Consider the following 26,623-nt stretch of genomic DNA (forward strand, 5'->3'; position numbering starts at 1 on the left):
AATTTCACCCAATACATTCTCTTCATCAATTATTCCGGTGTGCGCATACGGTATACTTGCGCACTTCCCCTGCTAACCGGAGATTTCCATGACCCTGCGCGTGGCGTTTATCGACGATCATGACATTGTGCGTTCGGGCTTTGTGCAACTGCTGTCGCTGGAGGCCGATATTCAGGTGGTGGGCGAGTTCAGCAGCGCAGCGCAGGCGCGCGCCGGCCTGCCGGGGCTGGAGGCGGAAATCTGCATTTGCGACATTTCGATGCCGGACGGCAGCGGGCTGGATCTGCTGGCGGACATTCCCTCCGGCATCCGCGTGGTGATGCTGTCGATGCACGATAACCCGGCGCTGGTGGAAATGGCGCTGGAACGCGGCGCCAGCGGCTTTCTCTCCAAGCGCTGCAAGCCGGAAGATCTGATCACCGCGGTGCGCACCGTCGCCGGCGGCGGCGTCTACCTGATGCCGGAAATCGCGCAGCAGCTGGCGCGGGTGAGGGTCGATCCGTTGACCCGCCGCGAGCGCGAGATCGCGCTATTGCTGGCGCAGGGCCAGGAGGTGCGTGAGATCGCCGCCGCCTTGGGGCTGTCGCCGAAAACGGTGCATGTGCACCGCGCCAACCTGTTCGCCAAGCTGGGCATCAACAACAACGTCGAACTGGCCAGACGGATGCTGAACCTGTGACGCAGCGTCTGATCACCCAGCTGGCGCTGTTTTTCATCTACGCCGCCAGCGCGTTTTGCCTGTGGGGCATCGGCACCGCGCTGATCGACCCCCCCTGGCAGGCGCTGCTGCTGTTTCCGTTCGGCCTGCGCATGGGCATTTTGCTGCAGAGCCCGTACCGTTTCTGGCCGGGGATCCTGCTGGCTGACCTGCTGCTGATGGCGTTGCTGGCGGATCAGTTCGGCTACGGCCCGGCGCTGTGGGCGTCGGTGGCGGTGCTGGTGTTGACGGTGCTGCTCAGCCTGCTGGCCTCGCCGTGGCTGTTGCGCCATCAGCAGAGCGACAGCGAATGGCGCTGGCCGCTGTTGCAGGGCGCGGTGGTCGCCATCGCCGCCTTGCTGCAGGCGTTGGTATGGCAGCTGGTGAGCGGCGAAGGCGCCCGCGCGCTGCTGCTCGGCCTGACCGGTGGTTTCACCATCGCGCCAACCTGCCTGCTGTTGTGGCACTATCTGGCGCGCCAAATCTGGGTGCCGCTGGAGCCGGGGCTGATCCACAAGCCGGTGGAGCTGCGTCTGGGCCACCTGGCCAGCTATCTGTTGCTGTTTGCGTTCAGCATCTGGCTGCAGCAGCAGGTTAACGCCGCCGAGCTGCGCCGTTTCGCGCCGTTCTGCCTGGCGATCCCCATCGTGTTCATGTCTTATCGCTATGGCTGGCAGGGCGCGCTGTTGGCGACGCTGCTCAACGGCGTGGCGCTGATGGTCAACGAGCCGCCGCAGCCGGAGTCGCACCGCGATCTGCTGCTGTCGCTGCTGGCCCAAAGCCTGACCGGGCTGCTGCTGGGCGCCGGCATTCAGCGCCAGCGCGAGCTGAATCAGCAACTGCGGCTGCGGCTGGCGGAGAATCGGCAGCTGGCGCGGGCGCTGGTGACGGCGGAGGAGCAAACCCGGCGCGAGGTGGCGCGCGAGCTGCACGATGAAGTGGGGCAGACCATCACTGTGATCCGCACTCAGGCCAGCATCGTCAAGCGTCTGGCGCCGGAACCGGCGGTGATCGGCTGCGCCGACACCATCGATGCGTTGGCGCTGCGGGTCTACGACGGGGTGCACGATGTGCTGACCCAGCTGTGGCCGGCGGCGCTGAACAACCTGCCGCTGTCGGCGGCGGTGGCGGCGATGCTGCGGGAGTCGCTGCCGCAGGACGCGTCGCTGGTGAGCAGCATGCAGTGGCAGGTGCCGGACGAGCTGCTGGATGAAACGCTGAAAATCACGCTGTATCGGGTGTGTCAGGAAGGGGTGACCAATGTGTGCCGCCACGCCGGCGCCAGTCGCCTGGAGCTGGATGCGCGCCTGCAGCCGCGCAAAGGCGCCGCGCCGCAGATCGCCCTGACCATCCGCGACAACGGCGTGGGCTTCGATGCGGAAAACCATCAGCCGGGGTACGGCCTGCGCGGCATGCAAGAGCGCATCAGCGCCCTCGGCGGCAGCCTGCGGTTCACCGCTGAGCGGGGCGCCTGTTTGAGTGTGATCTTGCCCACAGTTTCACCGGCGCAAACGCAAAACTAGGAAAAACTCCTAACCGCCTCGAGAATCCGGCGTAAGCCCCCTGCGCGCGCGAGGAGCATCATAACGGCACTTTAATTCAATCCTCTGAGGTTCCACATGTGGTCTTTCCTTAAAAGCCGCCCGGATGCGCCGCAGGTCACCGATCAACGGCAGATCGACGCCAGCTACAAATACTGGCGCATTCAGCTGATGTGCACCATGTACATCGGTTATGCCGCGTTTTACTTCACGCGCAAAAGCTTCAACTTCATCATGCCGGCGATGCTGAGCGATCTGGGCCTGACGATGTCCGACGTCGGCATCCTCGGCACGCTGTTCTACATCACCTACGGCTGCTCGAAATTCATTTCCGGTATGATCAGCGATCGCTCCAACCCGCGTTACTTTATGGGGCTGGGCCTGATCATGACCGGGGTGCTGAATATCTTCTTCGGCCTCAGCTCGTCGCTGCTGATGCTGGGCACGCTGTGGATCCTCAACGCCTTCTTCCAGGGCTGGGGTTGGCCGCCGTGCTCCAAAATCCTCACCAGCTGGTATTCGCGTTCCGAGCGCGGCAGCTGGTGGGCGATCTGGAACACCTCGCACAACGTCGGCGGCGCGCTGATCCCGCTGTTGGTCGGCTTTATCTCGCTGCACTTCAGCTGGCGTTACGGCATGATCATTCCCGGCATCATCGGCGTGGTGCTCGGCCTGCTGATGTGCTGGCGCCTGCGTGACAAGCCATCCACCCTGGGGCTGCCGAGCGTCGGCAAATGGCGCAACGACGCCATGGAGCTGGTGCAGGAATCGGAAGGCCAGGGGCTGAGCAACCGCGAGATCATCAAGCGCTACGTGCTGACCAACAAGTACATCTGGCTGCTGGCGGTCTCTTACGTGCTGGTGTATATCGTGCGTACCGCGATCAACGACTGGGGCAACCTCTACCTGACGCAGGAAAAGGGCTATTCGCTGATGACCGCCAACTCGGCTATCTCGCTGTTTGAAGTGGGTGGCTTTATCGGTTCGCTGGTGGCCGGTTGGGGTTCCGACAAGCTGTTCCGCGGCAACCGCGGCCCGATGAACCTGATCTTCGCTATCGGTATCTTCCTGTCGGTGGCGGCGCTGTGGCTGATGCCGGGCGTGACTTACCTGCTGCAGGCCTGCTGTTTCTTCGCCATCGGCTTCTTTATCTTCGGTCCGCAGATGCTGATCGGCATGGCGGCGGCGGAGTGCTCGCACAAGGATGCGGCGGGCGCCGCGACCGGTTTCGTCGGCCTGTTCGCCTACCTGGGCGCGGCGCTGTCCGGCTACCCGATCGCGCGGGTGATGGAGATCTGGCACTGGAACGGCTTCTTCGTGGTGATTTCCATCGCCGCCTGCCTGTCGGCGCTGTTCCTGCTGCCATTCCTGCGCGCGCAGACGCCGGCGCTGAAACCGGCCAACGCCTGAGTAAAATACGCTGCGCAGCCCCCGGCGCAGCGTATTATGGCGCTTTTATCACCACTTGAAATGCAGGGGAAAAAAAGTGATTGACGCCTATAACCGCCAGCAGTAAGATGCGCCCCGCATCGGCGAGTAGCGCAGCTTGGTAGCGCAACTGGTTTGGGACCAGTGGGTCGGAGGTTCGAATCCTCTCTCGCCGACCACCATTCGAAAAACCTGCTTTTAAAGCAGGTTTTTTTTCGTCTGCAGTTTATGAGGATGAGCACCTCCTCCGATACGGTCGGCTTCGCTTTATGGCGTGCGTCAATCCACCGTCCTCGTGAAATATATTTATCCTTTACGCTTAATTAATTCACACTCCTTATTCCCATTGGGCTCTTTTTCTCATATTTAAATAAATTCATGCTTGCCGAATAAAACCCGGTTTATAGCGCTCTTGTTTTCACATTTTTTTTACCTATAGTCTGAATGGACAACGCGGGATATGTTATTCCCGCTGCGTGGAAAATATCGTGATTATTTATTAACGTTAATCTTCGAGGATTATTGCGGAATTTTTTCGCTTCGGCAATGCATCGCGACGATTAACTCTTTTATGTTTATCCTCTCGGAATAAAGGAATCAGTTATGCGCAAATTTAATAAACCGCTGTTGGCGCTGTTGATCGGCAGCACGCTGTGTTCCGCGGCGCAGGCCGCCGCGCCGGGCAAGCCGACCATCGCCTGGGGCAACACCAAGTTCGCCATCGTTGAAGTTGACCAAGCGGCTACCGCTTATAATAATTTGGTGAAGGTAAAAAATGCCGCCGATGTTTCGGTCTCCTGGAATTTATGGAATGGCGACACCGGTACGACGGCAAAAGTTTTATTAAATGGCAAAGAGGCGTGGAGCGGCCCGTCAACCGGTTCTTCCGGTACGGCGAATTTTAAAGTCAATAAAGGCGGCCGTTATCAAATGCAGGTGGCATTGTGCAATGCCGACGGCTGCAGCGCCAGCGATGCCACCGAAATTGTGGTGGCCGACACCGACGGCAGCCATTTGGCGCCGTTGAAAGAGCCGCTGCTGGAAAAGAATAAACCGTATAAACAGAACTCCGGCAAAGTGGTGGGTTCTTATTTCGTCGAGTGGGGCGTTTACGGGCGCAATTTCACCGTCGACAAGATCCCGGCGCAGAACCTGACCCACCTGCTGTACGGCTTTATCCCGATCTGCGGCGGCAACGGCATCAACGACAGCCTGAAAGAGATCGAAGGCAGCTTCCAGGCGCTGCAGCGCTCCTGCCAGGGCCGCGAGGACTTCAAAGTCTCGATCCACGATCCGTTCGCCGCGCTGCAAAAAGCGCAGAAGGGCGTTACCGCCTGGGATGACCCCTACAAGGGCAACTTCGGCCAGCTGATGGCGCTGAAACAGGCGCATCCTGACCTGAAAATTCTGCCGTCGATCGGCGGCTGGACGCTGTCCGACCCGTTCTTCTTCATGGGCGATAAGGTGAAGCGCGATCGCTTCGTCGGTTCGGTGAAAGAGTTCCTGCAGACCTGGAAGTTCTTCGATGGCGTGGATATCGACTGGGAGTTCCCGGGCGGCAAAGGCGCCAACCCGAACCTGGGCAGCCCGCAGGACGGGGAAACCTATGTGCTGCTGATGAAGGAGCTGCGGGCGATGCTGGATCAGCTGTCGGCGGAAACCGGCCGCAAATATGAACTGACCTCCGCCATCAGCGCCGGCAAGGACAAGATCGACAAGGTGGCTTACAACGTTGCGCAGAACTCGATGGATCACATCTTCCTGATGAGCTACGACTTCTATGGCGCCTTCGATCTGAAGAACCTGGGGCATCAGACCGCGCTGAATGCGCCGGCCTGGAAGCCGGACACCGCTTACACCACGGTGAACGGCGTCAATGCGCTGCTGGCGCAGGGCGTCAAGCCGGGCAAGATCGTGGTCGGCACCGCCATGTATGGCCGCGGCTGGACCGGGGTGAACGGCTACCAGAACAACATTCCGTTCACCGGTACCGCCACCGGGCCGGTCAAAGGCACCTGGGAGAACGGCATCGTGGACTACCGCCAAATCGCCGGCCAGTTCATGAGCGGCGAGTGGCAGTACACCTACGACGCTACGGCGGAAGCGCCATACGTGTTCAAGCCTTCCACTGGCGATCTGATCACCTTCGACGATGCCCGCTCGGTGCAGGCCAAAGGCAAGTACGTGCTGGATAAGCAGTTGGGCGGCCTGTTCTCCTGGGAGATCGACGCGGATAACGGCGATATTCTCAACAGCATGAACGCCAGCCTGGGCAACAGCGCCGGCGTTCAATAATCGGTTGCAGTGCGTTGCCGGGGGATATCCTTTCGCCCCCGGCTTTTTCGCCGCCGAAAGTTTTTTTACGCCGCACAGATTGTGGCTCTGCCCCGAGCAAAACGCGGTCATCGGACTCACCCTTTTGGGTAATCCTTCAGCATTTCCTCCTGTCTTTAACGGCGATCACAAAAATAACCGTTCAGATATTCATCATTCAGCAACAAAGTTTTGGCGTTTTTTAACGGAGTTAAAAACCAGTAAGTTTGTGAGGGTCAGACCAATGCGCTAAAAATGGCCGCTTAGCATAAATTTTCATGCTGGAACTGTTAACAAAAGGTTTTTTTTATGTTTGTTTGCTGTTTCTCACAGTCTGCGTAAATCCCCACTGGTTATATTGACGACACCCCAAACAGTTGGCAACTTGATAGCCTCAGGGGTAAGAGCGAGAGTTGTTTGAGTGAATTCCACGCGCTCAGACGTCCCCGCCGCGATGCGTTCCATCCGGCATTCTCTCCTCGTACGCCTTCTGCCTTCGGGCGCCGATCGCACAGGCCACGCAATAAAAAATACAGGTCTGGCGGCAATTACACACATCACATCACACAATGGAGCACTAACGATGACACGTTCCTTGGGTAAATCGGGGATTCTGAAATTCGGTATTGGGCTGATCGCGCTGACCGTGGCGGCCAGCGTACAGGCCAAGACGTTGGTTTACTGTTCTGAAGGTTCCCCGGAAGGGTTCAACCCGCAGCTGTTTACCTCCGGCACCACCTATGACGCCAGCTCGGTACCAATCTACAACCGGCTGGTCGAATTCAAGACCGGCACCACCGAGCTGCAGCCGGGCCTGGCTGAGAAGTGGGACGTCAGCGAAGACGGCAAAACCTACACCTTCCACCTGCGCAAAGGCGTGAAGTGGCAGAGCAGCAAAGACTTCAAACCGACGCGCGATTTCAACGCCGACGACGTGGTGTTCTCCTTTGAACGCCAGTTGGATGCGAACAACGCCTATCACAAAGTGTCCGGCGGCAGTTACGAATACTTTGAAGGCATGGACATGCCGAAGCTGATCGCCAAGATCGAAAAAGTGGACGACAACACCGTGCGCTTCGTGCTGAACCGCCCGGAGGCGCCGTTCCTGGCTGACCTGGGCATGGACTTCGCATCCATTCTGTCCGCCGAATACGCTGACGTGATGATGAAAGCCGGCACGCCGGAGAAAGTCGATCTGAACCCGATCGGCACCGGCCCATTCCAGCTGCTGCAATACCAGAAAGACTCCAAGATCCTGTACAAGGCGTTCGACGGTTTCTGGGGCACCAAGCCGAAGATCGATCGCCTGGTGTTTTCCATCACGCCTGACGCCTCCGTGCGCTACGCCAAACTGCAGAAAAACGAATGCCAGGTGATGCCGTATCCGAACCCGGCCGATATCGCCCGCATGAAGCAGGACAAGTCCATCAACCTGATGGAACAGCCGGGCCTGAACGTGGGTTACCTGTCGTTCAACGTCGAGAAAAAGCCGCTGGATAACCTGAAGGTGCGTCAGGCGTTGACCATGGCGGTCAACAAGCAGGCGATCATCGATGCGGTTTATCAGGGCGCGGGCCAGGCGGCCAAGAACCTGATCCCGCCGACCATGTGGGGCTATAACGACGCGGTGCAGGATTACGCTTACGATCCGGCCAAGGCGAAAGAGCTGCTGAAAGAAGCGGGCATGGCCGACGGTTTCAGCATCGATCTGTGGGCGATGCCGGTACAGCGTCCTTACAACCCGAACGCGCGCCGCATGGCGGAAATGATCCAGGCCGACTGGGCCAAGATCGGCGTGAAAGCCAAAATCGTGACCTATGAGTGGGGTGAATACCTCAAGCGCGCCAAAGCGGGCGAGCACCAGACGGTGATGATGGGCTGGACCGGCGACAACGGGGATCCGGACAACTTCTTCGCCACGCTGTTCAGCTGCGCGGCGGCGAAAGACGGCTCCAACTACTCCCGCTGGTGCTACAAGCCGTTTGAAGATCTGATTCAACCGGCGCGCGCCGAATCCAACCACGACAAGCGTATCGAACTGTACAAACAGGCGCAGGTGGTGATGCACGATCAGGCTCCGGCGCTGATTGTCGCACACTCCACCGTGTATGAGCCTGTGCGTAAGGAAGTGAAAGGCTACGTCGTGGATCCGCTCGGTAAGCATCACTTCGAGAATGTCTCTGTAGACTGATTTCGACCGCTTTACCGGAGACGCACGAATGGACTTGCAGGGGCGCAACAGGTTTGCGCCTCTGCTGACCAGTCTCCGGCGTATGGCCGTCGAATCGTTCAAAGGCATGTGAGCGTTAATAAGCCTGGCGGACGATGAGCTGCCGGGCATTGATACAGAGAGTTCGGGATATGTTGCAGTTCATACTCCGACGTTTGGGGTTAGTTATCCCAACGTTTATCGGCATTACGTTGCTGACTTTTGCATTCGTCCATATGATCCCCGGCGACCCGGTGACCATCATGGCCGGGGAACGCGGTATCTCCGCCGAGCGCCACGCGCAGCTGATGGCGGAAATGGGGCTGGACAAGCCGCTCTATCAACAATATTTCTCCTACGTGTCCAACGTGCTGCACGGCGATCTGGGCACCTCACTCAAAAGCCGCATCTCCGTCTGGAGCGAGTTCGTTCCGCGCTTCCAGGCCACGCTGGAGCTGGGTTTCTGCGCGATGCTGTTCGCGGTGCTGGTGGGCATCCCGGTCGGGGTGCTGGCGGCGGTCAAACGCGGTTCGGTCTTCGATCACACCGCGGTGGGCATCTCGCTGACCGGCTATTCGATGCCGATTTTCTGGTGGGGCATGATGCTGATCATGCTGGTGTCGGTGCAGCTTAACCTGACGCCGGTGTCGGGGCGCATCAGCGACACGGTATTCCTCGACGACAGCCAGCCGCTGACCGGCTTCATGCTGATAGACACCCTGATCTGGGGCGAGCCTGGCGACTTCGTCGACGCGGTGATGCACATGATCCTGCCGGCCATCGTACTGGGCACCATCCCGCTGGCGGTGATCGTGCGCATGACCCGTTCCTCGATGCTGGAAGTGTTGGGCGAAGACTATATCCGCACCGCGCGCGCCAAGGGCGTGAGCCGCATGCGAGTGATCGTCGTCCACGCGCTGCGCAACGCGCTGCTGCCGGTGGTGACGGTGATCGGGCTGCAGGTCGGCACCATGCTGGCCGGCGCTATTCTGACGGAAACCATCTTCTCCTGGCCGGGGCTGGGCCGCTGGCTGATCGACGCGCTGCAGCGCCGCGATTACCCGGTGGTGCAGGGCGGGGTATTGCTGGTCGCCTGTATGATCATTCTGGTTAACCTGCTGGTAGACGTGCTCTACGGCGTGGTCAACCCGCGTATTCGCCACAAGAAATAAGGGGCGCTCTCATGTCTCAAATCACTGAGTCTGCAGTTAAAGGTGCGCCGAAGCCGATGACCCCGTTTCAGGAGTTTTGGCACTATTTCAAGCGCAATAAAGGGGCCGTGGTCGGCCTGGTGTATATCGTTCTGATGCTGGTGATCGCGCTCGGCGCCGGCGTGCTGGCGCCGCATGCGCCGGCGGACCAGTTCCGCGACGCGCTGCTCAAGCCGCCGGTGTGGCAAGAAGGCGGCAGTTGGCAATATATCCTCGGCACCGACGACGTGGGCCGCGACGTGCTGTCGCGCCTGATGTACGGTGCACGGCTGTCGCTGTTGGTCGGCTGTCTGGTGGTGGTGCTGTCGCTGATCATGGGCGTGATATTCGGCCTGCTGGCCGGTTACTTCGGCGGCGTGGTGGACGCGATTATCATGCGCATCGTCGACATCATGCTGGCTCTGCCGAGCCTGTTGCTGGCGCTGGTGCTGGTGGCGGTATTCGGGCCGTCGATCGTCAACGCCTCGCTGGCGCTGACCTTCGTCGCCCTGCCGCACTATGTACGTCTGACGCGCGCGGCGGTGCTGGTGGAGGTCAACCGCGACTACGTCACCGCTTCGCGGGTGGCGGGCGCCGGCGCGCTGCGCCAGATGTTCGTCAATATTCTGCCTAACTGCCTGGCGCCTTTGATCGTGCAGGCTTCTCTCGGTTTCTCGAACGCCATTCTGGACATGGCCGCTCTCGGCTTTCTGGGCATGGGTGCGCAGCCGCCGACGCCGGAGTGGGGCACCATGCTCTCCGACGTGCTGCAGTTCGCGCAAAGCGCCTGGTGGGTGGTGACCTTCCCCGGCCTGGCGATCCTGCTGACGGTGCTGGCATTTAACCTGATGGGGGACGGTTTGCGTGACGCTCTCGACCCCAAACTCAAGCAGTAACAGAGGACGAGAGAGATGGCGTTATTGAATGTAGACAAGCTTTCGGTGCACTTCGGTGACGAAGGCACCCCGTTCCGCGCGGTAGACCGCATCAGTTACAGCGTGGAGCAAGGTCAGGTGGTCGGCATCGTCGGTGAATCCGGCTCCGGAAAATCCGTCAGCTCGCTGGCGATCATGGGCCTGATCGATTTCCCCGGCAAGGTGATGGCCGACAAGCTGGAGTTCAACGGCCAGGATCTGCGCAAGATCTCCGAAAAAGAGCGCCGCCAGCTGGTGGGCTCCGAAGTGGCGATGATCTTCCAGGATCCGATGACCAGCCTGAACCCGTGCTATACCGTCGGTTACCAGATCATGGAGGCGCTGAAGGTGCATCAGGGCGGCAACCGCCGCACCCGCCGTCAGCGCGCTATCGACCTGCTGACGCAGGTGGGTATCCCCGATCCGGCCTCGCGGCTGGACGTATACCCGCACCAGCTTTCCGGCGGCATGAGTCAGCGCGTGATGATCGCCATGGCCATCGCCTGTCGGCCGAAGCTGCTGATCGCCGACGAGCCGACGACCGCGCTCGATGTGACTATCCAGGCGCAGATCATCGAACTGTTGCTGGACCTGCAACAGCGCGAAAACATGGCGCTGCTGCTGATCACTCACGATCTGGCGCTGGTGGCGGAAGCGGCGCATCACATCATCGTGATGTACGCCGGCCAGGTGGTGGAATCCGGCAAGGCGGCGGAGATTTTCCGCGCGCCGCGCCACCCGTACACCCAGGCGCTGCTGCGCGCGCTGCCGGAGTTCGCCGCCGACAAGGCGCGGCTGGCTTCGCTGCCGGGCGTGGTGCCGGGCAAATACGATCGCCCGGCCGGTTGCCTGCTCAACCCGCGTTGTCCGTATGCCAACGAACGCTGCCGTAACGAGGAGCCGGAACTGCGCAGCATTCCCGGCCGTCAGGTTAAATGTCACACACCGCTGGATGATGCGGGGAGGCCGACCGTATGAGCCAGAATCAACCTTTACTGCAGGCGATTGACCTGAAGAAGCATTACCCGGTGAAAAAGGGCCTGTTCGCGCCGGAGCGGCTGGTCAAGGCGCTCGACGGCGTGTCCTTCACCCTGGAGCGCGGCAAAACGCTGGCGGTGGTCGGTGAGTCGGGCTGCGGCAAATCAACGCTCGGCCGCCTGCTGACGATGATTGAAGTGCCGACCGGCGGCGAGCTGTATTACCAGGGGCAGGATCTGCTGAAGCCGGACGTCTCGGCCGAGAAACTGCGGCGCCAGAAGATCCAAATCGTGTTCCAGAATCCTTACGGATCGCTCAACCCGCGCAAGAAGGTCGGGCAGATCCTCGAGGAGCCGCTGTTGATCAACACGTCGCTCAGCGCCGCCGAACGGCGGGAAAAAGCGCTGGAGATGATGGCGAAGGTCGGTCTGAAGACCGAGCATTATGACCGCTACCCGCACATGTTCTCCGGCGGCCAGCGCCAGCGTATCGCTATCGCCCGCGGGCTGATGTTGAATCCGGATGTGGTGATCGCCGATGAACCGGTGTCGGCATTGGACGTGTCGGTGCGCGCGCAGGTGCTGAATCTGATGATGGATCTGCAGCAGGAGCTGGGGCTGTCCTATGTGTTCATCTCGCACGATCTGTCGGTGGTGGAACACATCGCCGACGAGGTGATGGTGATGTACCTCGGCCGCTGCGTGGAAAAGGGCAGCAAAGAGGCGATCTTCAACAACCCGCGCCATCCGTACACCCAGGCACTGCTGTCGGCGACGCCGCGGTTGAACCCGGATATGCGCCGCGAGCGCATCAAGCTGACCGGCGAACTGCCCAGCCCGATGAATCCGCCGCCGGGCTGTGCGTTCAATGCCCGCTGCCGCCGCGCTTTCGGCACCTGCGTGCAGCTGCAGCCGCAGTTAAAACAGTACGGTGAGCAGATGGTGGCCTGCTTTGCGGTCGATCAGGACGAACATCCGGGGACGTAAAGCGTCGAACGTCATCGCTTAAATTCACGCCGGCATCACGCCGGCGTTTTTTATTACTTAATCAAAGGGTTAATAAGTAGAAAACTACCACAGTCCGCCATTTTAATTATCTCCCTAATTAAGTTCTGATAAGAGTTATTTTTTTCTAAGAATCTTCGCATGAAAATAATAATAGAATTATGGAATTCAACGGGTTGTTGTTAATAACATTATATCGGCCTATCGGCTTCACCATTTTTATTATAAAAGCCCAAAAAAAACGCGCCGGCGGCGCGCTTTAGGTTGATGAGGCCGCGCTTATTGCGGATAAGGCACCCAGTCGCCGCCGTTCAGGCGAATGTAAGGTTTCCCCTGATATTGCATCACGATGGCGTTGTCGTTTTCGGAGATGACCGGGGTCTGCGGCAGCCCCTGGGTCAGCGCCTGCCAGTCGACGCTGGATTCGCTGAAGACCTTGCCGTCCACCAGACGTGATACCAGCTCCGACAGCGCCAGATAGCTGCTCGGCGTTTTGATCTGCAGCGGGCTGCCCTGATGCGGCGCCTTCATGCCCACCAGTTTGATGCCGACCGGCGTATGGGTGATGTTCGGGCTGGGAATATCGCGCAGACCGGACATCTGCATCTTGTCGCCCACCAACGCCGCACCGTGCTCCGGCACGATCACCACCACCACTTTGCGGCCGGATTTTTCCAGCTGATCGAGGAAGGTGTTCAGCTGATCGAACAGCTTCTGCGCGCGCGGCTGATAGTCGGCGCTCTTGTTGGAGCCGACGAAGCGGTTGCCGTCGTGCAGCGGGATGACGTTGAGGAAGGTGGCGGTGCGGGCGTCTCCGGCTTTTTGCTGCTGATCCAGCCAGCGGGTCAGCAATTCCAGATCGTTATAAATCGGCTCACCGTCGAACGACGTCAGCTCGTTGCCGATACCGGCCTGCGACATTAACGGCGCCTGCATGTCGCCCTGTTCACGCAGCTCTTTCAGGTAGTTGCCGAACACTCCGGAGTGATCGAGCATCAGCTGTTGCTTGAAGCCGAGCTTCGCCAGGTTGTCGAACAGGTAACACTGCTGGTTCACCGGCTGGTACAAATCATGATGCGAAAGCTGGCCGCAGCTGGCGCGCAGCAACCGTATCGAGGCCGGGCCGCTGTAGGCGGTGGCCGAGTTGAAGCTGTCGAACATGATGTCCATCTTCGACCACAGCGGATGATTCTGCAGGTTGACCGCTTCCATATCGGCCCAGGCCAGCGAACAGATGTTGATCACCAGCAGATCGAACGGTTGGGCGTCGGCGGGCAAAGTGGCCGGGAACGCGGTGGCGCGGCCTTTTTCCCGCTCGTAGAACTGGTTCAGGTAGGCCGTCAGGTTGGCGCTGGTCGGCGGCAGGCTGTCTGCCGGCGCAGCGTCCCCCGCCGCCGGCGCTGATGTGGCCGGGGTATTGGCGCCGCCGGCGGCAGCCGTGGAAGTGGCGGGCAGCAGTGAAACCGCCGGCCCGGCGATGTTGACGATATTGAGCCACGCCAGCGCCGCCACGGTGAACACCGTGACGCGCACCCACTGTGCGACGAACAGGTAGGCGATAAACAGCACGAAGGCCGCGCCGATCATCTGCCAGTTGATAAAGCGGTTGATCAGCTCCAGCAGATACTGGGCGCTGAAGCCGGCCAGCTGCGAGCCCTGGCTGAGGATGCTGTTGATGCCCGGCAGCCAGGTGTCATGGTAGAACAGCGCGATGCCGATCGGGATAGCGAGGTAATGGCGCCAGCGATGCAGGCGTTGCGAAGGGATCGGCATCAGCAGAAACGCCATGAACACCAGGTTCGGCAGCGCGTGGAAATTCAGGTAGCCGAACCACAGCAGGGCGAATTTGGCCAGAAAGTAGAGGTTCCAGCCGCCCAGCCCGCGCCAGTAGCGCCACAGAGCGTTATCGGATTGCGTCTTCGAGTTTGGATTCATGGCTGCTTCTTACGTTTAATCTGAGATGAGGAGCCTGTGCGCACCCATAAACCGGCGGATTTCAAATAGCGCGGCGATAACAACAGGTTTTGCCAGTATTGACGCAAATGCGGAAAACGCCGGTGAAAGGCGTAGCCCAGCGGAATGAAGATCAGCGCGCACAGCAGGATCAGTTGCACGATGTCGTTAAGGTTCAGCATGCGGTTCCTCCTGCGGGCCAAGCGGCAGCGTGAAGGCGACCGGCTGCCGCCGTTCCGCGGGCACCTCGGCCGCCGCCACGCGGTGGCGCGGCGCGGCACCGGCGGTGCCGGTGGCCGAAATCTGCCAGCGCCCCTGGGCCATGCGTTTGATTTCCGAAATGATATCGACGTCCTGGTGCCACACCACCCGGTTGCTGAAGGCTTCATCCACCGGCAGGCGGAAGATGAACTTCAGCGCAGTATCCAGATCGTTGATGCGGCAGGTGGAAAGGAACAGCACCAGCCGCCCCTGCACCACGGTCATCACGTCGCCGAACCGCCGCAGGTGGCACAGGGTCATCGCCTGTTCGGCGCGCAGACCGGTGGCCGGGCGCAGCGCCACCATCACGCCTTTGCCGTCCTCGGGCAGCAGCGTGTTGCCCATCAGCGAAAGCACCGCTTGGCTGAACGCTTCCGGCCGCATGTAGCCTTTGAGCTGCAGCGGACGCAGCCCGGCCAGCAGCGCATCGATGTCGGCGGGCACATGCCGTGAGAAGCGCTGCCCTTGGATGCCCTCGAGCATGGTCAGAAAACGCGACAGCGGCGCGACGTGCGGCACGATCAGGTTGGCGCCGCAGGCCAGCAGCAGCCGTTCGTCGCTGTAGCGCAGGCTGGCGCTCATCTCGCGCACCGCGATTTTCAGGCCGTTGCCGCGGCTGCGGCGCAGGGTGTGGATCTGGTGCGCCAGATGATCGATTTGGTCGCTTTGATACAACGCGAAAATCAACGTCGCCGAGAGTCTCAGCATGCCGTGCTGCGCCAGTTCGTCGTTGCTCTCCAGCAGTTGCCAGTTGGCGGACAGCGGCGGCGCGCCTTCCAGGATGCTGCGCTCGGCCAGATACTGGCTTTCGTCGCTGCGTAAGGCGGTGGGGGAAGGTTGGCTATTTTCATCCTCGCCCTGCCAGCCGCCTTCCGCCGCATACAAGGTCAGCAGCTGGTTGGCGTTGATGCCGTTTTCGGTGCTCCACCAGTTCACCAGGTATTGCGCGCTGTCCTGCTGCCATTGCAGGCTGGACAGGCCGTTCAGGATGCGGTGCTGTGCGCTGAGCTGCCCTTTGAGCTTATTGATGCCGCCGCCGTGGCTGAGGATCAACAGCGTACAGCCCTGCCGCCGCAGCCAGGCGGCGAGGGTGCGCGTCCACTCGCGCAGCTCTTCGGTGGTGAAGGTTTGCCACAGGCTGGCGTGGGCAAGCAGGATAAGTAAGCGATTTTGCGGCCGCAGGGCGCGCATCAGATCGTCGTTCAACTGTGTCAGCGCGGCTTTTTTCTCCGGTAATTGATACAGCGGCAGCTTCTGCAACGCGGGCGCAGCCAGCTCGGCCAGCAGGCGCTCGGGTTTGTCGCCGCTGCAGATCAGGGCGACTTTGTGAGTGGCCGGTTGAGCGGCGATGACCTGGCGACACAGCAGCGCGGCGTCGCTTTGCCTGTCGATATTGATCCAATAAAGCCCGGGGGCCTGCATCACCGACAGCTCTTCCCAAATCTGCCGAATGCCTAGAGAAAAAGAGTGCGCCATAGGATGTGTTCTACTTTCGTTGAAAGCCGACTAAAGGCGTTTATATTTAAAGATAGCCATTTTTACGCTGGCAATAACAAATCTCCGACGCTCTTCAACAATATTTGTTGAGAATCATCTTATTGCCTCTCTCTTTTTGTATCGTTGCTATAGTTAATTAACATAGCCTATTTTCGCCAAGGCGGAAGAATGAATAACGCACCCACCCATTTTCGTGCAGCGGCGCCTGGGGAGAGCCAGGATGACCTGCAGGCGCTCAGCCAGGCTTTTTCATTGCCGAAATTACGCTATGTCGATATTTCGCGGCAGGAGCGGTTAACGCAAATGATGACGCGCTGGCCACTGTTGGCCGAATTGGCGCAGACCACGGGGAGCCACTGATCTATGCCGGTGCTCGCGCTGCAAGGGTTGCGGGGTGGAATGGGGACGACCTCGGTCACGGCGGCGCTCGCCTGGGCGTTGCAGCAGCTGGGCGAGTCGGTGCTGGCGATCGACTTCACGCCGGATAATCTGCTGCGCTTGCATTTCAACACCCCGTTCGAGCTGGCGCGCGGCTGGGCCCGCGCGGAGCGGGATGGCGGCGTTTGGCAGGAAGGCGCGCTGCGTTATTGTGAAAACCTCGACTTTCTGCCTTTTGGCCGCCTGAATGGGGCGGAACGGCTGGAAGTACAACGTCAATGTCAGCAGCAGCCCGAGCGTTGGCGCGACAATCTGCGCCAACTGATCGCCGGCGATCCGCAGCGCTGGATCCTGCTGGATGTCCCGGTCGGGGACGGCGTGCTCGCGCAGCAGGCGCTGCAGCTTGCCGACAGCGTGTTCGTGCTGTTGAACCCCGACGCCAACTGTCAGGTGCGGCTCCATCAACAGACGCTGCCGAATGACTGCCGTTTCCTGGTCAATCACTACTCCTCCGCCAGCCAGCTGCAGCAGGATCTGCATCAGCTGTGGCTGCAAACCCTGAGCGGCCTGCTGCCGGTGGTGATCCACCGCGACGAAGCGTTGGCGGAAGCGCTGGCGGTCAAACAGCCGTTGGGCGAGTATCGCCCCGAGAGCCTGGCGGCGGATGAAGTGCTGACGCTGGCCAACTGGTGTCTGATCAACCTCAAACGGGGCGTTGCCCCATGAGCCGGGTGCTGAGCCTGCTGCTGGTACCGCCGGTGCGTCAGGCGGTGCAGGCGCGCTACCGCGGCTATCGCCGCAACGGCGCGTCTGCGCTGACCGCCTTTTTCGCCACGCTGCTGGTGGCGCTGGGGTGGATGCTGCTGCGCTTCGAGTCACCGGCCTGGCAGCGCGTGCGCGTCGGCCGCGCTTACTGGTTCCCGCATCTGTCCGCCGAACGCCCGCGCCCGGCGGATGCGCTGCGCTATCTGCTGCAGGGCCTGTGGCTGCTGCTGTTTCGCAGCGGTCGCGCGCCGGTGCCGCGCGACTATTTCGCCGGGTGGCGGCGGCTGCAGCAGCGCTACGCCGATTGGCTGCAGAGCCTGCCGCAACGGCTGAAAAACGCCGGCGTGGAACAGCGTTCGGTAGAGCGCCTCGGCCGCATGAACCGCGGCATGCGACGCGCGCTGTTTATTCTGGTCGGCGTGCTGGCGGCGATCCTCGCCATACTGTGCATTTCGCAGCCGTTCGATCTGTCGGCGCAGTTCGTGTTCGTCGTGCTGCTGTGGGGGATCGCGATGGTGGTGCGCCGGGTGCCGGGGCGTTTGCCTGCGCTGATGCTGATCGTGCTGTCGCTGACCGTGTCCTGTCGTTACCTGTGGTGGCGTTATACCGCCACGCTGAACTGGGACGATCCGCTCAGCCTGGTGTGCGGCCTGTTGCTGCTGGTGGCGGAAACCTACGCCTGGGTGGTGCTGGTGCTGGGCTATTTCCAGACCATCTGGCCGCTTAACCGCCAGCCGGTGCCGTTGCCCGAAGACAGCGCCACCTGGCCGACCATCGATCTGATGGTGCCGACCTACAACGAAGACCTCGGGGTGGTGAAGCCCACCCTCTATGCGGCGTTGGGCATCGACTGGCCGAAAGAGAAAGTGAACATCTATATCCTCGACGACGGCAATCGCCCCGAATTCCGGGCGTTCGCCGCCGAAGTGGGGGTGAAATACATCGCCAGGCCGACCCACGAACACGCCAAGGCCGGCAACATCAACAATGCGCTGAAGCAGGCCACCGGCGAGTTCGTGGCGATTTTCGACTGCGACCACGTGCCGACGCGCTCCTTCCTGCAGCTGACCATGGGCTGGTTCTTCAAAGACAAAAAGCTGGCGATGCTGCAGACCCCGCACCACTTCTTCTCGCCGGATCCGTTCGAACGCAACCTCGGCCGCTTCCGCCAGACGCCCAACGAAGGCACTTTGTTCTACGGGCTGGTGCAGGACGGCAACGACATGTGGGACGCCACCTTCTTCTGCGGTTCTTGCGCCATTCTGCGCCGCAGCGCGCTGGACGAGATCGGCGGCATCGCGGTGGAAACCGTCACCGAAGACGCCCATACCTCGCTGCGTTTGCACCGGCGCGGGCACACCTCGGCCTATATCCGCATTCCGCAGGCCGCCGGGCTGGCGACCGAAAGCCTGTCGGCGCATATCGGCCAGCGCATTCGCTGGGCGCGCGGCATGGTGCAGATCTTCCGGCTCGATAACCCGCTGCTGGGCAAAGGGCTGAAACTGGCGCAGCGTCTGTGCTACGCCAACGCCATGCTGCACTTCCTGTCGGGCATTCCGCGGCTGATCTTCCTCACCGCGCCGCTGGCGTTTTTACTGCTGCATGCCTACATCATCTTCGCGCCGGCGCTGGCGATCGCGCTGTATGTGCTGCCTCACATGATCCACGCCAGCCTGACCAACTCGCGCATCCAGGGGAAATACCGCCATTCGTTCTGGAGCGAGATCTATGAAACGGTGCTGGCCTGGTATATCGCGCGGCCGACGACGGTAGCGCTGTTCAATCCGCACAAGGGCAAATTCAACGTCACCGCCAAAGGCGGGCTGGTGGAGGAGGAGCACGTCGACTGGGTGATCACCCGGCCTTACATGTTCCTGGTGGTGCTGAATCTGGCCGGGCTGGCGTTCGGCGCCTGGCGGCTGGCCTATGGCCCGACGGACGAGGTGATGACGGTGATCATCAGCCTGGTGTGGGTGCTGTACAACATGACCATTCTCGGCGGCGCGGTGGCGGTGGCGGTGGAGGCCAAGCAGGTGCGCCAGGCGCACCGCGTGGAGATCGCCATGCCGGCGGCGATCGCGCGTGCTGATGGCCACCTCTACCCCTGCACGCTGCGCGATTACTCCGACGGCGGCGTGGGCATTGAGATGCGAGTGGAAAACGCGTTGAAAGACGGCGACAAGGCCTCGCTGTTGCTCAAGCGCGGCCAGCAGGAGTACAGCTTCCCCTGTGTGGTGACGCGCGCCTTCGGCAACAAGGTGGGGGTGCGTCTGGTCAGTCTCTCCACCCGTGAACACATCGATTTCATTCAGTGCACCTTCGCCCGCGCCGATACCTGGGCACTGTGGCAGGACGGGTTCCCTGAAGACCGGCCGATCGAAAGCCTGCGCGACGTGCTGGCGTTGGGCTTCCGCGGCTATGTGCGCATGGCGGACTACGCGCCGCCGCTGGTGCGCGGCCTGCTGGTCGGGGTCACTTCGCTGACCGCCTGGGTAGTATCGTTTATTCCGCGCGGCGTCGGCAGGGATCCGACCTTGGGTCAACAAGAAACAGTGGGTTAGCTGCGAGTTCAACCGCCCGCTCACTCGCCCGGTGAACAGGCTCCAACATTGATGATGATACGATGACGCGAAAAATAACCTGGTTAACTGCTCTGGCCTTAGGCATCAGCACCCTGTCGCAGGCCGAAACCGCCACCGCGCCGACCGTGGCGGCCCAGCCGCCGATCGCCGCGGCGGCCGATACGGCGACCGCGCCGCAGGATCCGAATGCGCCGGTGCGCGACGTGTCGCTGCCGTTCGCGCAGATAGCGCCGCCGCCGGGCACCTTTGTTCTGCGCGGCACCCGGCCGGACGGGCAGATCGAATTCGGCGTGCGCAGCGATGAGGTGGTCTCGCAGGCGATGCTCGACCTGGAATTTACGCCGTCGCCGGCGCTGATCCCGGTCGAGTCGCACGTCAAGGTCTACCTCAACGACGAGCTGATGGGCGTGACCACCCTCGCCAAGGAGCAGCTGGGCAAGCCCAATCGCATCCAAATGGCGATCGATCCGCGCTATATCACCGATTTTAACCGCGTCCGGCTGGTGTTTGTCGGCCATTATCAGAACATCTGCGAAAACCCGGCCAGCACTTCGCTGTGGCTCGACGTCAGCAAGTCCAGCGCGCTGAAGCTGCGTTTCCAGACGCTGCCGGTGAAAAACGAGCTGTCGCACTTCCCTGAGCCGTTCTTCGACAGCCGCGACAATCGGCCGCTGACGCTGCCGATGGTATTCGCCGGCCAGCCTGATCTCGCCCAGCAGCGCGCGGCGGGCATTCTGGCCTCCTGGTTCGGCAGCAAGGCGCAGTGGCGCGGGCAATCCTTCCCGACGCTGTACAATGCGCTGCCGGCGCAGCACGCGGTGGTGTTCGCCACCAACTCGCAGCGCCCGGATTTCCTGCGCGATTATCCGGCGGTCAACGGCCCGACGGTGGAGATGATCAGCCACCCCGACAATCCGTACGTCAAACTGCTGTTGATTCAGGGGCGTGACGACAACGATTTGATCACCGCGGTGAAGGGTATCGCGCAGGGTAACATCCTGTTCCGCGGCCAGAACGTGACGGTGGACAAGGTGGAACAGCTCGCGGCGCGCCAGCCTTACGACGCGCCGAACTGGGTGCGCACCGATCGGCCGATGACCTTCGCCGAGCTGCAGCAATATGCCGAACAGCTGCAAACCAGCGGCATCGAACCCGGCCCGATTTCGCTGACCATGAACCTGCCGCCGGATCTGTTCCTGATCCGCAGCACCGGCATCGACATGCACCTGAAATACCGTTATACCGCGCCGCGCATTCAGGACGGTTCGCGGCTGAGCGTCAGCCTGAACAACCAGTTCGTGCAGGCTTACTCGCTGGTGCCGGAACACGAGCAGGGCGCGCAGCTGCTGAGACTACCGCTGACGCAGGGGCTGCTCGACTCCGACAGGAACGTCAGTATCCCGGCGTTGCGGCTGGGCGCCACCAACCAGCTGCGCTTTGACTTTGACTACACCACGCTGCTGGCCAGCGGCGCGGAAGGGCGCTGCGAAACCTACTCCTTCACGCAAAACCACGCGGTGATCGACGGCGCGTCCACCATCGATTTCTCCGGCTATCGCCACTTTATGGCGATGCCGGATTTGCGCGCCTTCGCCAACGCCGGCTTCCCGTTCAGCCGCCTGGCGGATCTGTCGCAAACGCTGGTGTTGGTGAACCAGAAACCGCAGCCGGCGCAGGTCAGCGCGCTGCTGAACGCGCTCGGCGTGATCGGCGCGCAAACCGGCTACCCGGCGCTGGCCTTTACGCTGAGCGACGACTGGTCGCAGGCCAAGGATCGTGACGACGATATCCTGATGATTGGCACCATTCCGCCGGCGCTGCGCGACGACAAGAAAATCAGCCTGCTGGTGGACGCCACTCAAAGCTGGGTGAAGCAGCCGACGCGCCAACCGCCGTTGCCGAGCGCGGAATTGCTGGCGGAGGACGCCAAGCCGGACAGCAAGACCACCGTCAACTCCGAGGGCGCAATGTCGGCGATCATCGGCGTGCAATCGCCGTTCAACGATCAGCGCAGCATCGTGGCGCTGCTGGCGGACAGCCCGCGCGGCTATGAGTTGCTGAACAATGCCCTGCTGGACAGCGGCAAACGCGCCGCGGTGTTCGGCTCGGTGGCGGTGATCCGCGAATCGGGGGTCAACAGCTTGCGCGTCGGCGATGTTTACTATGTCGGCCACCTGCCTTGGTGGGAGCGGCTGTGGTATGCCCTCTCCACCCACCCTGTTCTGCTGGCGGTGCTCGCGGTGGTGCTGGTGGTGATCCTGGGGCTGATGCTGTGGCGCGGCCTGAAGGCCTTCAGCCGGCGGCGTCTGGCGCCTGAAGATCGGGATTGACGGCGGTGAACGCGATGCTGCAACGCCTGTCGCTCGGCATGCTGCTGCTGTGCGCTTTCAGCGCGGCGGCGGCCTGCGAATGGCCTGGCTGGCAACAGTACAAGCAGTTCTACATCAGCCCGCAGGGGCGGGTGATCGATCCGAGCAGCCCGAACAAAATCACCACCTCTGAGGGGCAGAGTTACGGCCTGTTTTTCGCCCTGGTGGCCAACGACCGGCCGGCCTTCGACCTGTTGTTGACCTGGACGGAGAACAATCTGGCGGCGGGCGATCTCGGCGCCCGTTTGCCCGCCTGGCTGTGGGGCGAGAGCGACGATAAGCAGTGGAAGGTGCTGGACGCCAACTCGGCGTCGGACGCCGATCTGTGGATCGCCTACAACCTGCTCGAAGCCGGCCGCCTGTGGAAAAGCCGGCGTTATCAAACCCTGGGGACGCTGCTGCTGCAACGCATCGGCCGCGAGGAAGTGGCCGACATTCCCGGCCTGGGCCTGATGCTGCTACCGGGCAAAGTCGGGTTCGTGGCGGAAGATCGCTGGCGGCTGAATCCCAGCTACCTGCCGCCGCAGCTGTTGGCGCGTTTTGCGGCTCTGAACGGCCCATGGCGCGCGATGCGCGAGGTCAATCAACGGCTGTGGCTGGACACCGCGCCGCACGGTTTCTCACCGGATTGGGTGGTGTGGCGGGTCGGTGCCGGTTGGCAGCCGGACACCGTCAAGCCGAACGTCGGCAGCTACGACGCTATTCGGGTTTATCTGTGGGCCGGCATGCTGGCGGACGACGATGAGCACAAGGCGGCGCTGCTTGAACGCTTCCAGCCGATGGCGCAGCTCACTGCCAAACAGGGCGTTCCGCCGGAGAAAACCGATACCGCCAGCGGCAAAACCACCGGCGACGGCCCGGTCGGTTTCTCCGCTTCTGTGCTGCCGATGCTGGCGACGCAGGCTGAAGCGCTGGCGGTGCAGCGGCAGCGCATCAGCGAGCACCCGCCGGGTGACGACGCCTATTTCAGCGCTTCGCTGACGCTGTTCGGTCAGGGGTGGGATCAACAACGTTATCGCTTTAATCGTCAGGGTGAATTGCAACCCTCGTGGGACGGCCAATGCACAACTTCAAAATAAACTGGCTGAATTTGATTCCGCTGAGCCTGGCGATGCTGCCGCAGGCGCGCGCTGCGGAGGCCGTGGCCCCGGAACAGTGGCTGCTGGAACAGGTGCGCATTGGCGAGGCCGGCAACAAGGACGATCTGGTGCGCCAGTCGCTGTACCGGCTCGAGCTGATGGATCCGAACAACCCGGACGTGATCGCCGCGCGCATGCGTTTGGCGCTGCGGCAGGGCAACATGGCGCTGGCGCAGCAGCAGCTGGACAAGCTGAAAACCCTCGCGCCGCAGTCCAGCGCCTATCGCCAGGCGCAAATGAACATGCTGCTGACCCAGCCGGAAACCCGGCAAAAGCTGCAGCAGGCGCGCCTGATGGCGACCGCCGGCCGGTTGCCGGAAGCCAAGGCGCAGTACGATGCGCTGTTTCACGGCGAGCCGCCGACGCTCGATCTGGCGGTGGAATACTGGCGGCTGGTGGCGCGTTTGCCGGGGCAGGAGGCGAAGGCGTTAAAGCAGCTGCAGGCGCTGGATCAGCAATATTCAGGCAATGTGGCGCTGCGTATGTCGCTGGCGCGTATGCTGTTCAGTCAGAACCAGGACGCGCAGGCCTATGAACTGCTGCAGAAGATCGCCGCCGATCCGGCCGGGCGAGGCGATGCCGCCGATCTGTGGCTGGACAAGGTCAAAGCGATGCCGGTCAGCGCGCAGAGCGTGGCGGCGCTCAACCGCTTCCTCGGCGTGTTCGACACTGGCGATCAGGCGACCAGCGCCCGCGAAGAGCTGGCCAGACAGCAGAAATTGTTGGCCGATCCGGCCTATCAGGCGCGGGTGCGCGGCCTGGCGCAGGTGGATAAAGGCGGCAGCCGGGCAGCCATTCCTGAGTTGCAAAAGGCGCTGGCGGCGACGCCGAACGACGCCGAGGTGCTGGGCGCGCTCGGCCAGGCCTATTCGCGCGCCGGCAATCGCCCACAGGCGCTGAAGCTGTTTCGCCAGGCGCTGGCGGCCGACAAGAACGGCTACGACAGCGGCAAGTGGCAAAGCCTGATCAAAAGCACCGGCTACTGGCTGGCGATCGACGAGGGCGACAAAGCGCTCAAGGCCGGCAATCTCTCGCTGGCCCGGCAGAAATATCAGCAGGCGCGTCAGCTCGACGACAGCGACGGCGACGCGTTCATCGGCCTGGGCGATGTGGCGGTGGCGAGTAAAGATGACGCCGCGGCGGAAGGGTTTTATCGGCAGGCGCTGCGGCGCGATCCCGGTAACGGCAGCGCGCTGCGCGGCCTGGTGAATATCTATCAGCGCCAGTCGCCGGAAAAAGCGCTGGCCTACCTCAACGGCCTGCCGCGCAGCCAACAGGCCAAGCTGCGCAGCACCCTCGACGGACTGCGGCTCGATATGCTGAAACAGCAGGCGGAGACGCTGGCGGCACAGCAGCAGTGGCAGCAGGCGGCGGAAATCTATCGCCGCGCTCAGCCGATGGATCCCGACGACGTCTGGCTGACCTATCGCTATGCACAGGCGCTGCGTCAGGCCGGGCAGCCGCAGCAGGCAGACGCTCTGTTCCGGCAGCTGGCGCAGCGCCAACATGCCAATCCGCAGCTGACCTACGCCTATGCGCTCTATCTTTCCGGCAGCGATCGCGACAGGCAGGCGCTGGCACAACTCAATACGCTGCCTGCGGCACAGTGGAACGACAACATGCGCGAGCTGGCGCAGCGGCTGAAAATGCAGGCGGTAATCGAGCATGCCGAACGGCTGCGGGCGGCCGGTGACGAACCGGCGGCGGAAGCCTATCTGCGCCGGCAGCCGGCGGACACGCGCATCGATTTGCTGCTGGCCGACTGGGCACTGGCGCGCGGGGAGTATGCGGCGGCGCTGGACGACTATCAGCGGGTGAAACGGCGTGAGCCGAACAACCCGGATGCGCAGCTGGGCGAGATCGAAGCCTATGTGGCGCAGGGGGATCTGGACGCGGCGCGTCAACGGCTTAAAACCGAACCGCAGCCACAAGACGCTTCGCTCAACAGCCAGCGGCGAGTCGCCAACGCCTGGGGGGCGGTCGGCGATCCGCAGCAGGCCGAAGCTATCTTCGACCGACTGAAAACGGTGGCGGCTTCGGAGCCCGTCGGACAGACCAAGGCGCTGGTTTACCGTGACGCCGCCCGGCTGGAGCGGGCTCAGCAACAGCCTGAGCGGGCGCAGCAGGATTACCGCCAGGCGATGGTGGCCAGCGGCATCACGCCGACGCTGCCGCAGGATAATGACAGCTACACCTATTTGACGCGCAATAATCCGAGCGACGACTGGCTGAAACGCGGCATCCGCTCCGACGCCGCGGATCTGTATCGACAGCAAGACGTGAACGTCACGCTCGATCACGATTACTGGCGCTCGAGCGGCACCGGCGGCATCTCCGACTTCAACGCGCACGATACCATGCTGCAGGTGGACATGCCGCTGCATGACGGGCGCGCCTTCTTGCGCACCGACACCGTGCAGCTGGATGCCGGCCGCTTTTCGACCGACGGCAGCGGCAAATACTACGAAACCTTCGGCACCTGCCACACGCAAGGGTGCCGCGGCGATGAACACCAGAAAACCACCGGCACCAGCGTGGCGGCCGGCTGGAAAAACGATCGTTGGGCCGCCGACATCGGCACGACGCCGATGGGGTTTGAGGTGGTCGACTGGACCGGCGGCCTGGCCTACAGCGGCGACTGGAACCACATTGGTTGGACGCTGGCGGCCTCGCGACGGCCGATCTCCAGCTCGCTGCTGGCGTTCGGCGGCGCCAAAGACCCGAATACCGGCATCACCTGGGGCGGCGTGCGCGCTACCGGCGTCAGCCTGAGCGCCAGCTACGATCGCGGCGAGGCGAACGGCGTCTGGGCCGATCTCAGCGCGCACCAGATTACCGGCAAGAACGTGGCGGACAACCAGCGGCAGCGGTTGATGGCCGGTTACTACTACAAGCTGATCAACGAAGACAATCGCCGCCTGAGCGTCGGGCTCAATACCATGCTGTGGCACTACCAGAAGGATTTGAGCGGCTATTCGCTGGGGCAGGGCGGCTATTACAGCCCGCAGCAATATCTGTCGGTGTCGCTACCGGTCAACTACCGTCAGCGCACCGAGAACTGGTCGTGGGAGCTGGGCGGTTCGGTTTCGCTGTCCCATTCGAAAACCGACAGCCAGCGCCGCTATCCGCTGCAGGGGCTGATCCCGGATTCGTTGCCCGATAAGTTCGCCGTCGAGGACGGCAGCTCTTCGAGCGGCGTCGGTTATACCCTGCGGGCGATCGTCGAACGCCGTCTCAGTTCGCACTGGACGCTCGGCGCCGGCATCGATATTCAACAGGCGAAGGACTATACGCCGAGCCACGCGTTGATTTATCTGCGTTATTCCCTGGCCGGCTGGCAAGGGGATCTCGATTTGCCGCCGCAGCCGCTGACGCCTTACGCCGACTTCAAGTAGCCGGAAGGGG

General features: G+C 61.9%; 18 protein-coding genes and 1 tRNA gene. 16 read left to right on the plus strand and 3 right to left on the minus strand.

From position 1 onward, the window contains the following. Positions 1 to 88: 88 nt before the first annotated feature. The 10 genes from uhpA (at position 89) to dppF (ending at position 12,256) form a co-directional block, all read left to right on the plus strand. Positions 89 to 679, plus strand: a complete 591-nt coding sequence (uhpA, locus tag ACJ8QF_RS21040) for a transcriptional regulator UhpA (protein WP_004934117.1) — start codon at positions 89 to 91, stop codon at positions 677 to 679. After that, positions 676 to 2,220 carry a signal transduction histidine-protein kinase/phosphatase UhpB gene (gene uhpB, locus ACJ8QF_RS21045; RefSeq protein ID WP_004934119.1) on the plus strand — a complete coding sequence of 515 codons (1,545 nt, stop codon included), beginning with the start codon at positions 676 to 678 and terminating at the stop codon, positions 2,218 to 2,220. The genes uhpA and uhpB overlap by 4 nt, the downstream gene beginning before the upstream one ends. 96 nt (positions 2,221 to 2,316) lie before the next feature. Next, on the plus strand, positions 2,317 to 3,648 hold the full coding sequence (locus ACJ8QF_RS21050) for an MFS transporter (protein ID WP_004934121.1): 1,332 nt from the start codon (positions 2,317 to 2,319) through the stop codon (positions 3,646 to 3,648). A gap of 120 nt (positions 3,649 to 3,768) precedes the next feature. Continuing rightward, positions 3,769 to 3,845: transfer RNA gene (locus tag ACJ8QF_RS21055), tRNA-Pro, on the plus strand. Positions 3,846 to 4,269: 424 nt separating this feature from the next. Next, positions 4,270 to 5,961: a glycosyl hydrolase family 18 protein gene (locus ACJ8QF_RS21060; protein ID WP_004934124.1), complete on the plus strand. Its 1,692-nt coding sequence runs from the start codon at positions 4,270 to 4,272 to the stop codon at positions 5,959 to 5,961. Between the two features lie 601 nt (positions 5,962 to 6,562). Then, entirely contained in the window at positions 6,563 to 8,170 is a 1,608-nt protein-coding gene (gene dppA, locus ACJ8QF_RS21065; RefSeq protein WP_004934126.1) for a dipeptide ABC transporter periplasmic-binding protein DppA, read from the plus strand. Between the two features lie 170 nt (positions 8,171 to 8,340). Beyond that, positions 8,341 to 9,360 (plus strand): dipeptide ABC transporter permease DppB, encoded by a 1,020-nt coding sequence (dppB, locus tag ACJ8QF_RS21070; protein ID WP_004934128.1) that lies wholly within the window; start codon positions 8,341 to 8,343, stop codon positions 9,358 to 9,360. Positions 9,361 to 9,371: 11 nt separating this feature from the next. Next, positions 9,372 to 10,274 carry a dipeptide ABC transporter permease DppC gene (gene dppC / locus ACJ8QF_RS21075; RefSeq protein WP_004934130.1) on the plus strand — a complete coding sequence of 301 codons (903 nt, stop codon included), beginning with the start codon at positions 9,372 to 9,374 and terminating at the stop codon, positions 10,272 to 10,274. Between the two features lie 15 nt (positions 10,275 to 10,289). After that, a complete protein-coding gene (gene dppD / locus ACJ8QF_RS21080) occupies positions 10,290 to 11,270 on the plus strand; it encodes a dipeptide ABC transporter ATP-binding protein (RefSeq protein ID WP_275095317.1) in 981 nt (326 codons plus the stop codon). Continuing rightward, the gene (gene dppF, locus ACJ8QF_RS21085; RefSeq protein ID WP_004934133.1) at positions 11,267 to 12,256 is read left to right on the plus strand and encodes a dipeptide ABC transporter ATP-binding subunit DppF; all 990 of its coding nucleotides are present in this window, start codon (positions 11,267 to 11,269) and stop codon (positions 12,254 to 12,256) included. The genes dppD and dppF overlap by 4 nt, the downstream gene beginning before the upstream one ends. A gap of 297 nt (positions 12,257 to 12,553) precedes the next feature. Here the strand turns inward: dppF and bcsG are convergent, their stop codons facing one another. From bcsG to bcsE, 3 genes are read right to left on the minus strand one after another with little or no spacing between them, the layout of a single operon-like run. Then, positions 12,554 to 14,209 carry a cellulose biosynthesis protein BcsG gene (bcsG, locus tag ACJ8QF_RS21090; protein WP_442537843.1) on the minus strand — a complete coding sequence of 552 codons (1,656 nt, stop codon included), beginning with the start codon at positions 14,207 to 14,209 and terminating at the stop codon, positions 12,554 to 12,556. Beyond that, on the minus strand, positions 14,206 to 14,409 hold the full coding sequence (bcsF, locus tag ACJ8QF_RS21095; RefSeq protein ID WP_004934139.1) for a cellulose biosynthesis protein BcsF: 204 nt from the start codon (positions 14,407 to 14,409) through the stop codon (positions 14,206 to 14,208). Before bcsF ends, bcsG begins: the two co-directional genes overlap by 4 nt. Then, positions 14,396 to 15,964 (minus strand): cellulose biosynthesis protein BcsE, encoded by a 1,569-nt coding sequence (gene bcsE / locus ACJ8QF_RS21100; RefSeq protein WP_442537844.1) that lies wholly within the window; start codon positions 15,962 to 15,964, stop codon positions 14,396 to 14,398. The genes bcsF and bcsE overlap by 14 nt, the downstream gene beginning before the upstream one ends. 189 nt (positions 15,965 to 16,153) lie before the next feature. Here bcsE and bcsR point away from each other — a divergent pair, with 189 nt between their 5' ends. From bcsR to bcsC, 6 genes are all read left to right on the plus strand, one after another. Further along, positions 16,154 to 16,345 carry a cellulose biosynthesis protein BcsR gene (bcsR, locus tag ACJ8QF_RS21105; RefSeq protein WP_004934148.1) on the plus strand — a complete coding sequence of 64 codons (192 nt, stop codon included), beginning with the start codon at positions 16,154 to 16,156 and terminating at the stop codon, positions 16,343 to 16,345. Between the two features lie 3 nt (positions 16,346 to 16,348). After that, positions 16,349 to 17,089: a cellulose biosynthesis protein BcsQ gene (bcsQ, locus tag ACJ8QF_RS21110; protein ID WP_031300299.1), complete on the plus strand. Its 741-nt coding sequence runs from the start codon at positions 16,349 to 16,351 to the stop codon at positions 17,087 to 17,089. After that, positions 17,086 to 19,689: a UDP-forming cellulose synthase catalytic subunit gene (bcsA, locus tag ACJ8QF_RS21115; protein ID WP_004934153.1), complete on the plus strand. Its 2,604-nt coding sequence runs from the start codon at positions 17,086 to 17,088 to the stop codon at positions 19,687 to 19,689. The genes bcsQ and bcsA overlap by 4 nt, the downstream gene beginning before the upstream one ends. A gap of 62 nt (positions 19,690 to 19,751) precedes the next feature. After that, positions 19,752 to 22,040: a cellulose biosynthesis cyclic di-GMP-binding regulatory protein BcsB gene (gene bcsB / locus ACJ8QF_RS21120; RefSeq protein ID WP_154871905.1), complete on the plus strand. Its 2,289-nt coding sequence runs from the start codon at positions 19,752 to 19,754 to the stop codon at positions 22,038 to 22,040. Between the two features lie 5 nt (positions 22,041 to 22,045). Next, positions 22,046 to 23,158 (plus strand): cellulose synthase complex periplasmic endoglucanase BcsZ, encoded by a 1,113-nt coding sequence (gene bcsZ, locus ACJ8QF_RS21125; protein ID WP_442537845.1) that lies wholly within the window; start codon positions 22,046 to 22,048, stop codon positions 23,156 to 23,158. Further along, a complete protein-coding gene (bcsC, locus tag ACJ8QF_RS21130) occupies positions 23,140 to 26,613 on the plus strand; it encodes a cellulose synthase complex outer membrane protein BcsC (RefSeq protein ID WP_442537846.1) in 3,474 nt (1,157 codons plus the stop codon). Before bcsZ ends, bcsC begins: the two co-directional genes overlap by 19 nt. Positions 26,614 to 26,623: the final 10 nt, after the last annotated feature.

It is taken from the genome of Serratia sp. CY81684 (assembly GCF_052166595.1).
GTDB classification, from domain to species: Bacteria; Pseudomonadota; Gammaproteobacteria; order Enterobacterales; family Enterobacteriaceae; genus Serratia; species Serratia nematodiphila.